Genomic DNA, 12,872 nt, shown 5'->3' with positions numbered 1-12,872 from the left:
GTGGGTATTGAACATCCGGCGCAAGTTTCGGGTTCCGCTGCCAAGGAAGAGCTGCCGCGCGAAATCGCGTCCGCACTTCAAGCGCATCGCCATGGCCATACTCTTCCGCAAGTGTTTTACACTGATCCGGAAGTCTTCACCTTGGACCGCGAAAGGGTGCTGGCAAAACAGTGGCTCTTCGCCGGGCATGCCGAGAGCATACCGGACAGCGGCGATTACTTTCTCTATGAGATTTTTGGCGAGTCTATCATTGTCATCCGCGGTTATGACGGTGAGGTGCGCGCCTTCTTCAACGTCTGCCGGCACAGGGGCAGCCGGGTTTGCCTGTCACCGCGGGGAAATGCCAAGCTGCTGACTTGCCCGTACCACGCCTGGGTCTACCAGACCGACGGCACATTGCGGCAGGCCCGTGGGATGCCGGACGATTACGACAAGGCCGCAAATGGGCTGCCCCCTTGCCAAATGCGCTTGTGGCACGGGCTGATTTTCATCAATCTCTCCGCCATCGACGATCCAGGCATCGCGGATTTTGATGCGCTGATGGAAAGGCTCGATCCGCTGATTGCGGCAAATGACCCGGCCCAGGCACAAGTTGCTGCGCATGCGCGCTACGAAATGCCCGGCAACTGGAAACTGGCGGTCGAGAATTTTCGTGAATGCCATCATTGCGTGCCCGCACATCCGGAGTACACGCAGATCAACCATTATGTGCGCGTGAACGAAGCGGACAGAGATGCCTATGCGCCGCATGTGCAGGTCTGGCGCCAGGCCTGGTCCGGCCGCGGGCATATCGTGGGAGACTATAGCGGCGGCAGTGACCAACGGCAGCCTTACGGCGGCCACTCGCGGCCGATCCGGGATGGCTGGCTGACAGCGTCCAAAGATGGCCGGGGGCTGGCACCGCTCATGGGCGGCTTGCAGGAATACAGCGGCGGCCTGGCCTTTCTCTTCATTGGCCCGCTGACCTACATCTACGTTGCCAACGACCATATTGTGATCTTGCAGCTGGTGCCGCTCACCGCCACCACTTCGCGCACCGACATCACCTGGCTGGTCCGGCGGGGATGCCAGGAAGGTAACGATTATCGCAGAGATGAGTTGGTCTGGCTGTGGGATGTCACGACCCGCCAGGATGCCGATCTGGTTGGCAATAATCAGCTGGGAGTGAACTCACGGGCTTACCAGCCAGGTCAATACGCATCGACCGAGGATCTGCTTAGCCAGTTTGGCGCGTGGTATACCGCCCGGCTGGAAGGCTGAGCCGCGGAAGGCCTTTGGGGCCGCCTAGACTGAACCTGGCGTGAGGACTGCAACCATCATCACGCGCACTCGAGCTGCAGCTGGCTCACCTCGCGAGGGGACCGCTAACGGTCAAGAGAGGGCCAGCTCCTGAGTAGAGCGAACTGAAAAGGCAGACACCATGGGAGACAGATCAACAGCCGAAAAAGCAAGAGGTATCGGCGCATCGCCGCGTTGCCCCGGTGTCAGGATGATGCGCAAAGGCCGGCCAAGGGCATCGGTGGCGAGGTGGATCTTAGTCGTCATACCACCTCTGGAACGCCCCAGAGCCTGCGTCCCCCTTTTGAGCCCTTGCCGGTGGCCGCCTGTTGATGCGCGCGCACCAGGCTGCAGTCGAGCGAGACATAGCTGTTGTCGGGGTCCTCGATCATCCGAAAAGCTCGAAGAGCGTTAAGTGGTAAGAGCCCTCGTTTCATTTGACTTCTCCAACTGCCGCCAACCCTTCTCCTCTAGAACGCCATTGATAGCGATTTATACGTGACCATAATAATCGCGGGATGCGACCGCTGAGTAAGCGTAGTGGAGCAAAGTCCCCCAGTCGAAAATGGGTAGACCTACGTCACGCTGCGCTGCGCGCGAGAAGGGTTGCATGCCTGTACATTCATAGACAATCGCACCAATGTTGGGATCACGAGCAACGAGCTTCTTGGTTGCTTCAACCATCTGGCTCTCACAGGCTTCGTAGTTCGCATACGGTTTTTCCGGTCGCTTTTCCGGATCCCAAAGGTTGTTGAACTCGGTGACGCCCAACTCGTCTTGCGCCCCACCAATGACCAGATTTGAATCCGGATCAATTCCAACGCTTGTCAGGTGCTTCTCGGTAAGAAAGCGACGTTGCGCGCAGAGAATCGCAACTTTCTTGGTTTTGCCGACGAGGGTTTGCGCAAACGGCACCTGAAGCAGGCTCGAGGTGAAGACGGGTACGTTTACAGCAGCTGCAACATCTTCCTGGAAATAGGCAAAGTACCCACATTCAGCGGCAATTGCCCTACGGCCATACCGTTCAAGTCGTTTGGCAGACGCAATGATCGGCGCCCGGACCGGGGTTTTATCCTCGTCCCAAACCAGGGTCTTGTTGCTGACATCTGTTGCGATGTCATATTGGATCGGGAATGGGAATGCGCTTGGGTTGCGTACATCACCGGGAAACCCGGGATAGGCGTCATCCAACAGCATGACACCCAACCCCATGCCATAGCCGACATGATTATCGCGAACATACATGTCGCGAATATCGCGGTCATGAGATGCATAGATCATACTGATCTCCTGATTTGCAGTTTTTTGAGTGGTTTTGGCGCCATGCGCCATTTTTGTTTGGAAACAGGCCAGCGGTCAGCTCCACCTGAGGATCCCTATTATGGCGGATGCTGCGTAGAACAGCTGCAAGGCCAGGAACGCCCATCGACGATCCATTTTGGCCCAGGCGCCAAACAGGAAACTCGAGACGAACAGCATCGAGAACGCCAATACTTCCGCCCCGATATTGAGGGCGAACAACAGCGAATACACGATCGCCATTGACGACCCGATAATTTCACAAGCCGTCGTAACCTGACGACGGCTTGCAAAGAGGTTAACGGTCGCGAAACGCATCTATCAGCTATTTCGCTTGAGGAAATCTGCGAGCAGTTCCGAAATCATTTCGGGCTGGTCTTCCATCGCGAAGTGGCCGCAATCTTCCAGAACATGCAGTTCCGAGCCGGGGATCGCGTCGTTCAGCTTGTGAGCCCATGCAACCACTTGCCAGCCGTCATTCGCCCCCCAGATCAGCTGCACAGGGCGTTCACCCAGCTCGGCATAACGCGGCGCCACTTCATCGGTGTGCTTGGGGTCATAATGCATGACCTGATGCTGGAAGAAGCTGCCCTGACCAACCGGGCCGCAAATGAAATCCAGATAGGTTTCCATCGAGGTTTCGGCCAAACGCTCTTTGTTTTGAACGGTCGAATACAGCCATTCGCGGAAGTGCTCACGGTGCTCAGCGTCCGGTGCTTTGATCAGCTTTTCCAAACCTGCCTGCATTTGTTCGTGGGTGCGCTTTGACGGCCAGCTGTCGAAGCTTACGACGTCAATCATAGTCAGCGTACGTACACGCTCGGGCGAGAAGATACCGAAACGCTGCGCTACGCCGCCGCCGATGTCGTGGGCGATGACATGCAGGCTGTCGATCCCCCAAATGTCCAACAGACCTTCCAGGATCCGCACCTGGCCGGTAACCGACGTGTCGGTGGCCGGATCGCGCGGGCGCTCAGACAGGCCGTAGCCCAACAGGTCGAAGACATGGACCTTGTACCCTGCATCGACCAGCGTAGGCAGGATATTGCGCCAGATATAGGACGACGACGGGGTGCCGTGGATGAGTACAACAGGCTCTCCTTCGCCATGCACGCCATGAGCGATGCGGTTGCCGTTGATGATAGCGTATTGGTTCACGAGATGTGTCATGAGAAACTCCCAGAATTGACTTTCCAAGGAAGTACTTCCGAGCTACCATATGAATCAAATGAATGTTTGTCATAACATGATAAAAATTCCGAATGGAGGCGTGAATGACCGAGAGGCTTGATATTGATGGCTTGCGCGCCCTTCTGGCGATCTCAACTCATGGGGGCGTTACGCGTGCGGCCGAACACCTGGCGCTTTCACAGCCTGCAGTCAGTCATAAAATCAAACGGTTAGAGAAAGCACTAGACTGCAACCTCTTGGCCCGACGTGCTGGAGCTCCGCAATTCACGGAAGACGGACAACGGCTTTTGGAATACGCGAAACGTATGATTGAGCTGCATGACGAAGCCTTGGCCGCGCTAGGGAAAAAGAAGTTGTCTGGAACAATCAAACTGGGCATGACGGAGGATACGACGAGCGGCGGCTTGGCCCGCATACTCGGTCGATTTACCCGTTTACATCCCGAAATCAGTGTCCGGACTAAAATAAGCCAAAGCCTGATTTTGGCTGAACGATTGGAGGCTGGCGAGATCGACATTGCTGTAATGCAGATCTTCAAACGCGATGCGAAACCAAGCGATCTTGTAATCTACGAAGACACTTTACATTGGATAAAGTCGCATGACTTTCCTTTGAAGCCGTGTTCCCAAGTTCCCTATCTCGCCTTTGATGATCAGTGTTTTTACAAGCAATGGGTCAAGACAGAAGGAACTGAATCAGGGCACTCGTTTGAAACCGTGTTGGAGTGCCCAAGTGCAGCTGGCCTGTTGTCCGCAACGCGTTCTGGCCTCGGCGTCGCGGTTATAAATGGCCTGCATTTGGCACCCGATATCGTTGTCATTGAAGGCGAATTCCCGGAACCTCCGCCCATTGTCTACATCGCACGCACTCGCCCCAAAGAAAGAAGCGACGCTGTACGCGCCCTAGTTCAGGAAATCTCTCGTGAAGTTAGAAATGCAATCCCACTACGCGTTGCTTAACGAAACAGCCTTGAAGACGGTCGAGGCGCATGCGGCACAGATTTTGGATGAAGTTGGAGTAGAAATTCAGGAAGACTCCCAAAGTCTGGAAGCATTGGCATCCATTGGCGCCCGGATTGATGGCCAAAGAGTGCAAGTCGATGCAGATATTCTGCGCGACTTGATAAGCCAGGCCCCCGCGTCGTTTGTGTGGCAAGGAAGAACAGATGAGGCTTCGGTCAGGGTGGGCGGCGGAAAACCCGTTTTCGTGCCCTTCTACGGCCCCCCAAATGTGCGGCGTCGGGACGGGGAAGTCCGTCTGGGGCAGTTGGAAGATTACCGGGAACTTGTTCGTCTTTGCGACCGCTCCGAAATCCTGGGAAGCACTGGTTTTCAGCTTTGTATTGCTCACCAGGAAGAGGAACTGGTACCGTACACAAAGTTGGCGCGGGCTCATATGGAGCTGTCGGACAAGCCCATGATGGGCACTGTGATTTCTGAAGAAGCCCTGCGAGATGTAGCAAGCATGACCGGTCACCAAGACGGTTGCCGATTGCTGCACTTGATCAACATTACGCCACCACTGGTCTATCAACCAAACCCGCTGCGCTGCCTGCGCGCCTCATCAGAACTCGGCCAGGCAAGTTTGATTGCCTCCTACATGATGATGGGGGCGACAGCGCCAGTGACAGTTGCCGGAGCATTGGCGCAAGGGCTGGCCGAAATCATGGTAGGACTAGCGCTGACGCAAATTTACCGAGCTGGTTGCCCGGTGGTCGGTGGAATTTTCGCCACCCCCTTTTCCATGCAGTTCATGGGCCCTGTTTTTGGAACTCCAGAGTCTCAACTGGCGCAACTCGCTGGCTGCCAACTGATGAAACGACTGGGAATTCCCTGTCGTGGGGATGGCATGGTTACGTCTTCCAAACTGAACGATGCCCAGGCAGGATATGAAGGCTCTGGTGCTGTCAGTGCCTCCTTGCTCGGGCGTGCCGACCTTATTCTTCATTCAGCTGGATGGCTCGAATTTGGGCGAACCATTGGAATGGAGAAGTTCGTTTCAGACGAGGAGCTTTTGGCCTCAAACCCGTATCGCAAGAATACGCGTGCGCAGATCAACGTGTGATGCCTTAACGTAAATCATAAACTCGGTTTGGAAACGGCAAGAGAGAAGCAATCACTTTCAAAAAACTTCCCTTTCGGCGCCCCCGTCCTGCTTGATGAGAACGTTTACGCTAGAGGCGAACATACGTCGTCAAACCGGTGTCTTGCTCGACATCCGCTTCAGTTTTGCCCCCATCTCAAGGGCGAGACATTGAAGCGTGTTAGCAAGTTCATCACGAACAACAGACACATGCTGAAGCCAACGCTCCAAAACTTCCGTAGGGCGACCGTATAAAGCCCGCCACAAGGTGCGGCGGGCCTGCGCTAGGCAGAGAAATCGAATTGGAGCGCTGGGTCTCCAACAATGTGGTCGATCAGGGCGACTTCCCAGTTTAGATAGGCGTGGTTCTCGCGAATTCGGATATCCAATTCGTCAAAATGTTCGGGGTCCAGGTAAACATCGATCGGACGGCTCAGCAGCCAACCAAGGCCGCTTTCGGTTGGCGAGCGATCAGCTTGCCATGCCTGGAACCCGCCTTGCAACACACGAACAGTGCGCCCCATCTTCCGAAGATCGCGCATTACCAGATCTGCATATCGTACATCATCGGCAACTAGGATCACCGGTTTTCCTGCGTCAAGGGCGGCTGCGTCCGTCTCCAGATTGGCGCGAGTCAAAAATGCCGAACCAGCTATATGGCCTCTGCGATAGACATAGCTTGGACGCAAGTCGCAGAAGGTTGCCGTTCCCAATTTGTGCATGGAAAGAGCCTCGGCCTGCGACACCAAATCATCGACCAATGTGTCAAACGCCCCATTCTGGGGTATCTCCAGCCCCCCAACATCAGCATCAATCTGGTAGGTGGAAACGTTTTTCCACCCCATCCGGCGCAGCCACATGGCCGTGGTCACAGCACGGGCGCCATCCGAGTCGGTCAGGACGATATGGGAGTTTTTGACGGGCAGGTGCTTTTCCGTAGTCTGGAGCAATTGTCCACCTGCAACGTGCAACGCGCCGGGCACATGTCCGGCGGCGAATTCCTCCGCACCTCTCACATCAATAATATAGCGCGTGCCGTCGTTTGATCGCCATGCTTTCAAACCGGCGGCATCAAGCGCCGGAATGTTCCAGCGGGCACGTATCCTGTTTGCAGCCGCCTGTGCCCTAGGGCTTGCATGGTCCGGCAGCGGCGCCTCGTTTTCATTTCCGCGCTCAACCGTCAGCCCCAGAAACTCCCACGCGGGCGTCCCGTTTTCCAGCGCGCGCACGGAACGAAACGCACCTGTTTCGACCAGCGTTTGGGCGCCAATGATTGCTCGCGTGCGCCCGGCGCAATGCACGACTATCTCTTTGCCAGGGTCGGCATGCAATTCAGTCGCGCGCAACGCCATTTCGACACTTGGGCAACTGACGGATCCAGGAATGCAATAATCCTGGTGCTCTGCCATGGGGCGCGCGTCTAACAATATGAAGTCATCGGACCGCGCTATTTTTTCATGCAGTTCAGCGGCGGTGATGCCCGGCGTAGCCAGTTCACGTTCGACCATTTCGCCAAAGGCCTTTGAGGGGACGTTGACGCCAGTGAATATCGCGCCTCCTGACAGTTCCCAGGCGGGCAGTCCCCCTTCCAATATCCGGATCGCAGAATATTCCAGCCCGGAAAGAACCGCCGCAGCCCGTTGTGCAAGACCGTCGCCATCATCACAAATCACAATGAGCGTCGACTTCAATGGTATGCCCGCGCCGACAAGCATTTCCATGCGGCTGAGAGGCATATTGGTTGCTGCAAACAAGTGACCGCGCGCAAACATCAGTTCTTCACGCGGGTCGACTACGGCGAATTCTTCGTTTCCCTCATAAAGTTGCGTGAATTCACTCAGAGTTATCAAGGGGCTCACGACACGACAGCCTCTGGATGAAGGGGGAAATCGCGGATGTCGCCTGCGGCATCGACACTGTGAAAACAAGTGTCGGTAGTTGTATCAAATTCCAAGCGCCCTCTTTGCAGCTGAAACCCCTTTTCGTAACAGTGCAACATCATCGACCGATCGCCCCCGACAGCTTCGATTGCATGAATGCCGTCTGCCAACATTGAAACACTTTCCCCCGCACCGATCGTTATCGCTCCGGCGCACTCAAGCGTTGCTGTTCCCGGACCTGATCCGCCATCGACACGCTTAAAAAGATAATGTTTCTCCTGCCCTTCGACACCGGTCACAATGCCCCAGGAGTCGTGGTCATGCGGCACAGTCCCCTGTCCTTTGTGGATGAGATCAAGATAGAGCGCAAAACGACCGTCTTTTTCGCTGTACAGGCACCAACAATTGTTACCCGCCTCATCCGTAGGCCAGGGGAAATCGTCTTCGGGAAACAGCTCTCTTTGCAGCGCCAGCGCACCTAGGACATCTTTCGCCCGGTTCAGCGTGTCAACACTTGCTCCCGCTTCCAGCAGAGATTTCACCTGTACCATAGTGTCAACAATCGCCTGCGACCGCTTTTCGTGCAGATCCATATCACACCCCATATTAGCCGAAACGAAATTGAGCCGGTTCGCTCTGATCCAGAAACTGTGAGTAAACCCACTTAAGTAGTCCAATTCGGAATTTAGTGCATGGTTGGCTTGGGGTTACCCCAAACGCTGGACCACCGGCCTGAACGTTTCTACGCAATGTAAGCCGTTTCAAGGATTGAGTTTTTAAACTCTTTAGTCTCCTTTCAGCCATCTTACAGATACCGAACCTGCGTGAGCAACCCTGCGTCTTGTTCGATCTCCGCCTCGGAATCCTGGCCGAGCTCTAAAGCGAGGCATTGAAGCGTATTCGCAAACTCATCGCGATCTACAGACACTTGCTGTAGCCATCGCTCCCCCGCCTGCGGATCAAAAGACCTCCGCGTGTGCAGAACGCGGTGGTTGTCGAAAATCACACATTCCCCCGGCTTGAGGACCCGTTCAAGCGCAAAACCGTAGTCGTATACTTCACGCTGGAATGCAGCGAGCGCCTTGTAGGCGGGTTCAATCAGGTCGATGGGCAGTATCAGCGGCGGCATCGTACGATCCGACAGCGCGACACCGTGTACTATGCCGTCATCATCCACCGCAATCGCCCGTGACCGAGACCGGAACCGTTCTTTCGGATTGCGGGCAGCTACGGAAAGCAACGGGACCTTACTCAGGAAAGCGAATGCATCTGGATTCTTGAAGCGAAGTCGCTCTGCTGCAGAGTAGCCATCGATATAGATCGAAGCGCCGCCACCGCCCGTTGCCGCTTTGAGGCAGTGGAAGAAACTGATGCCGGGGACATAGTCCCGAAAATCTTCGTCCACATGCGGCGCTTGGGCATTCGCAGCAGTTGCTCCGATACCAGCACCTGTCCCTGTCGTATCTTCGGGTTTCGAGCGGACATTGAACAATTCGCCGAAATGAGTCCGCCTGATCGGGCCGAAATACCGCGCGATGTCGGGAAGGGTATCGGGCGCAGATCCGATGCCGCGCAAAAACACGATGCCGTAATCACGGAGATGTCGGAACATGTCGAGCCGTTGAACGGGATTAGCCAGATCCTCGGGGGTAAACCACGGAAAGGTCTCGGCGTCCTCCTTGAGCCATGCCTTGGGCAGGATGCGCCGGGCGCGCTGCGCCTCGGGGCTCAGACAGTTCTTTCTCAATGTCGCAATATCATGCTCTGTAACCGACTGATCATGCGACCAGAAAAGCCGCAGCATATCCCCATTCTGCTCAAATCGATCGAGACGGGATACCTCCGGGTCTTCGATGATCAGGCAGGGGTCATCCGGCCCCTGTTCGGGTCGGCCCGTTGCTGGGTGGAACAGGAAATGGCGCAGCCAGATGTAAGGGAACAAACTTTCCCGACCATCGGGCCAGAGCAGCGTCAATCGCCGCGTCGCATTGTCGAAACTGATCTGCTGAATTTCGGTCATGCCGCTCTCCGTATTTCCGCTTTGCACGTCAGGCCTGGCTCGAAAGGCTTCAGGGCTTCACTGTCTGGTCTGGCATCTGCGCCACTGCATCCGCTGCAACGGCGGCGTTTTGCGAGACCAGAATGGGGTTGATTTCAATCTCGACCGCTTGCTCGGCCAAAGCAAACCGTCCCACCGCTTCAAGCGCATCCAGCAGGGCCTCGCGGTCACCCTCTGGTCTACCGCGCCACCCGGCCAGACGTTTTGCGATTTTCAGTCGGTCCAGAGCCCGCCCGATTTCGAAACGCGTGAATGGCGAAGCGATCAGCGTGGAATCGTTCCACAATTCCGCATCCACTCCGCCGGCGGCGACCATCATGACCTGTCCGACAAGCGGGTCGCGTGTCACAGACACCATGATTTCGGCCACAACATCGCCCACCATATGTTCCACCAGAACCTGATCAAAGACGATACTCGGCGCATGGCTAGCCAGATCCTGACGCATCTTCTGCACAGCCGCCCCCACGGCTGCGGCACTGTCTAGACCAATGCAGACCGCGCCAGCCTCGGTCTTGTGGGCCAGAGTCGCATCAAGGGCTTTGAGCACCATAGGAAAGCCAATCTCGGCAGCAGCCATTGCAGCGTCTTCAGGCGCAACAACACGGCATTCGGGAACAGACAATCCATATGCGGCAAGACGGGATTTGGCTTCGGCTTCGTTCAACCTGATGGGGTCGCCCTGCATTTGCGACACCGCACCGGGCAAGAGCGCATCCGATCCGGCAGTCAACAAGGCCGCACGGCGTTCATACCACCGCACCCCGTGGGCCAGCGCAGCGATCCCCTCTTTCAAGCCCTGAAGCGGGACAAGATCGAGCTCGGCGGTATGGTTCCGGGCGGTTGCCGGAAAGCAATCGACCAGTGTGGCAAGCTCTGCTGCAACGACATCGCGCCCTTTCACCGCCCTGGCCAGAGCTTCGACCTGGGGTTTGAAATCCGACATGTCCCACGTTCCTTCGCGGGGGTAGTTCTGGATCATCAGGGCAATGTCATAACCTTCTTCCAGGAGCGCCGAATAGACATCGACCTGCAAATCCGCATTGGCCCAGACGGCCATAGTCATGTCTTGCGGGTTGCAGGGGGTTGCGATTGCAGGCAGCAGGTCACGCAGTTTGTCGACCCGCGCTCCAGTGGGTTGGATCAGCTCAAACCCCGCATCGCTCAGGTTGTCGGCCAGCAGGATGCCAAGGATCCCGGACAGCGAGGTTACCAGAACTCGACGCCCTTTCGGAACTTGCCCCGATGCAAACAGCTTAAGCGTTTCGAAGAATTCGGAATCCGAGGCGACCGATACGATCCCCAACCTGTCAAACAGCGCTTCCCAAGCCGCATTGTCGCCGGTCATGGACGCCGTGTGCGAGGCGGACGCGTTGGCGCCCGCCTTGGTCCTGCCGAACTTGATGGCCACGATAGGCTTGCCATATTTCAGCGCCTTGACCGCGACCTTGCGCAGGTCGGATGGGTAGGGGAGGCCCTCGAAAGACAGGCCGATCACCTTCACACGCGGGTCTTCAAGGAAGTAGTCAATGCAATCCGTGACGCTGGTGACGGCCTGATTGCCGCAACCGACAAGATGCGTGATCGGAAGGCCTCGATCCGAAAACACCGCATCACACAGAAGGTTGCCGCCCTGACTGACGATGGCTGCGCCCTCAGACACGAAATTCGTGCCAAAATTGTCCATCATCACGCCAAGCGGATCGATATAGTTGGAAAACCCGGCCGAGTTCGGGCCGAGCGCCGCCATATCACCCACCGTTTCGACAAACCGCTCCTGAAGCGCGACGCCGCCAGGGCCGGTTTCCGCAAACCCTGCGGCGTTGCAGACAATGGCGCTGCATCCGGCCTCGCGCAGTTGCGCCGTCACCTCGATGGCCAATTCGTTGCGCACAGCCACAAAGGCCAGATCGGGAATGCCCGGCAGATCGGCAACGGTAGGGTAACAGCGATAGCCTTCGATCTCATCGTATTTGGGATTGACGATCCATGTCTCGCCCGCAAATCCCATCTCGCGCTGATAGCGCATGGTCGGTTTCAGATTGCCGCCGCCAATGAACACCACATTGCGAGGCCTGAACATCCGGTCGAGCTTGTGAGCTGCCAGCGCAGCCGACGCCATCGCATCTCCATCCTTCATCATGCATTCCCCAACGCAGCGTCAGCGCCGTGTGCGGCGATGGCCGCGTCGCGATGATCATCAGACTGATATTGTGGCGTGGCCAGTCGGGGCGGCCAGTCGACACCCGCATCAGCATTGAGATCCAGATGTTTCCATGGGCTGCTCCACTGACACCCGAGATCCTTGAATGTGGCCGGATGCGTCGCCGTTTCCAACAGCGGCAGGGCCTCGCGCAAAAGCCTGCACTGCTCCTCAAATGTCCCCGGCTCTCCCGATGTATGACCCAGCGGAAAATCAGTGAATGCCGCACGGGGCGGGTTGGCCTGCGCGGTGATGGACCAGGCGCTTGTCAGAGTGAGCGCGGCAATACCCCTTTCCTCAAGCGCGCGCGCCATGAGGGCCGATGTCTGGTGGCAGATCGGGCAGACGGGCACCAAGAGCGCTGTGTCGGCGCCCATCGCAGTAACCTCGTCAACCAGCGCCGGGATAAGCTCCTGCTGTGCGCGGCGCTGCGAGTAGATGCCGCCCATGAAAGTCAGGGCATCATCACAAAGCTCGCCCACAATCCCCTCTTCCTCCATCACCCGAAGGGCGCGCGCGGGAAAGACTGCACCGGGATCGCGCCTTGCGCCCCGCAGATCATAGCCGAGATGCACGAAACCCAGCTCTGACGGCGGTGTGTCAAGAGGCACGCGGCGAAAGCTGGTGTCGTCCTTGTAGGTAAACCCGATCTGGCCCCTGCGGTAGACGCCACCGGACGCCAGCAGCGCCAAACGCGCCTCGGACAGCGGTTTCGAAAGACGGGTCAGCGCCGATGGCTGAGGGTTTGACGCCCATTGGTAGCTATCGAAACCGCGTTCCTCGTAATAGGCCTGCGTCACGGCGATATGATCGACGGCCTCAATCCCGGGCGGAGGGGATACGGGAAACACTGGGTTGGCGTCTGTCGGCATGAACTTTT

General features: G+C 56.9%; 11 protein-coding genes and 1 pseudogene. 3 read left to right on the top strand and 9 right to left on the bottom strand.

What is annotated here, in order from left to right; translation table 11 throughout:
- Positions 1 to 1,260 carry an aromatic ring-hydroxylating oxygenase subunit alpha gene (locus ACXAHG_RS09195; RefSeq protein ID WP_475056939.1) on the top strand — a complete coding sequence of 420 codons (1,260 nt, stop codon included), beginning with the start codon at positions 1 to 3 and terminating at the stop codon, positions 1,258 to 1,260.
- A gap of 204 nt (positions 1,261 to 1,464) precedes the next feature.
- Here ACXAHG_RS09195 and ACXAHG_RS09190 read toward each other — a convergent pair.
- From ACXAHG_RS09190 to ACXAHG_RS09175, 4 genes and pseudogenes are all read right to left on the bottom strand, one after another.
- A pseudogene (locus ACXAHG_RS09190) lies at positions 1,465 to 1,670 on the bottom strand (IS5-like element ISNeu3 family transposase); the annotation flags it as partial.
- Positions 1,671 to 1,770: 100 nt separating this feature from the next.
- Positions 1,771 to 2,559 (bottom strand): aspartate/glutamate racemase family protein, encoded by a 789-nt coding sequence (locus tag ACXAHG_RS09185; protein WP_475056938.1) that lies wholly within the window; start codon positions 2,557 to 2,559, stop codon positions 1,771 to 1,773.
- 75 nt (positions 2,560 to 2,634) lie between these two features.
- Positions 2,635 to 2,895 (bottom strand): hypothetical protein, encoded by a 261-nt coding sequence (locus ACXAHG_RS09180; protein WP_475056937.1) that lies wholly within the window; start codon positions 2,893 to 2,895, stop codon positions 2,635 to 2,637.
- A 3-nt stretch (positions 2,896 to 2,898) separates the two neighbouring features.
- Positions 2,899 to 3,747, bottom strand: a complete 849-nt coding sequence (locus tag ACXAHG_RS09175; protein ID WP_475056935.1) for an alpha/beta fold hydrolase — start codon at positions 3,745 to 3,747, stop codon at positions 2,899 to 2,901.
- A 104-nt stretch (positions 3,748 to 3,851) separates the two neighbouring features.
- On the opposite strand from ACXAHG_RS09175, the gene ACXAHG_RS09170 reads away from it, so the two are divergent.
- The gene (locus ACXAHG_RS09170; protein WP_475056934.1) at positions 3,852 to 4,727 is read left to right on the top strand and encodes a LysR family transcriptional regulator; all 876 of its coding nucleotides are present in this window, start codon (positions 3,852 to 3,854) and stop codon (positions 4,725 to 4,727) included.
- On the top strand, positions 4,690 to 5,832 hold the full coding sequence (locus ACXAHG_RS09165) for a trimethylamine methyltransferase family protein (protein WP_475056933.1): 1,143 nt from the start codon (positions 4,690 to 4,692) through the stop codon (positions 5,830 to 5,832). The genes ACXAHG_RS09170 and ACXAHG_RS09165 overlap by 38 nt, the downstream gene beginning before the upstream one ends.
- A gap of 302 nt (positions 5,833 to 6,134) precedes the next feature.
- Here ACXAHG_RS09165 and ACXAHG_RS09160 read toward each other — a convergent pair whose 3' ends face one another.
- The 5 genes from ACXAHG_RS09160 to ACXAHG_RS09140 all read right to left on the bottom strand — a co-directional run bounded on the left by ACXAHG_RS09160 (position 6,135) and on the right by ACXAHG_RS09140 (position 12,864).
- On the bottom strand, positions 6,135 to 7,709 hold the full coding sequence (locus ACXAHG_RS09160; RefSeq protein ID WP_475056932.1) for a rhodanese-like domain-containing protein: 1,575 nt from the start codon (positions 7,707 to 7,709) through the stop codon (positions 6,135 to 6,137).
- Positions 7,706 to 8,323, bottom strand: a complete 618-nt coding sequence (locus ACXAHG_RS09155) for a hypothetical protein (protein WP_475056931.1) — start codon at positions 8,321 to 8,323, stop codon at positions 7,706 to 7,708. Before ACXAHG_RS09155 ends, ACXAHG_RS09160 begins: the two co-directional genes overlap by 4 nt.
- A 212-nt stretch (positions 8,324 to 8,535) precedes the next feature.
- Positions 8,536 to 9,750, bottom strand: coding sequence for a TauD/TfdA family dioxygenase (locus ACXAHG_RS09150; protein WP_475056930.1), 1,215 nt, complete (start codon positions 9,748 to 9,750; stop codon positions 8,536 to 8,538).
- A gap of 49 nt (positions 9,751 to 9,799) precedes the next feature.
- Positions 9,800 to 11,929, bottom strand: a complete 2,130-nt coding sequence (locus ACXAHG_RS09145) for an acetate--CoA ligase family protein (protein WP_475056929.1) — start codon at positions 11,927 to 11,929, stop codon at positions 9,800 to 9,802.
- The gene (locus tag ACXAHG_RS09140) at positions 11,929 to 12,864 is read right to left on the bottom strand and encodes a glycine/sarcosine/betaine reductase selenoprotein B family protein (RefSeq protein WP_475056928.1); all 936 of its coding nucleotides are present in this window, start codon (positions 12,862 to 12,864) and stop codon (positions 11,929 to 11,931) included. The genes ACXAHG_RS09145 and ACXAHG_RS09140 overlap by 1 nt, the downstream gene beginning before the upstream one ends.
- Positions 12,865 to 12,872 lie beyond the last annotated feature (8 nt).

It is taken from the genome of Leisingera sp. ABD4_442, from assembly GCF_056160905.1.
The sequence above is the reverse complement of the archived record's forward strand: the minus strand, read 5'-3'. Positions and strand labels throughout refer to the sequence as shown.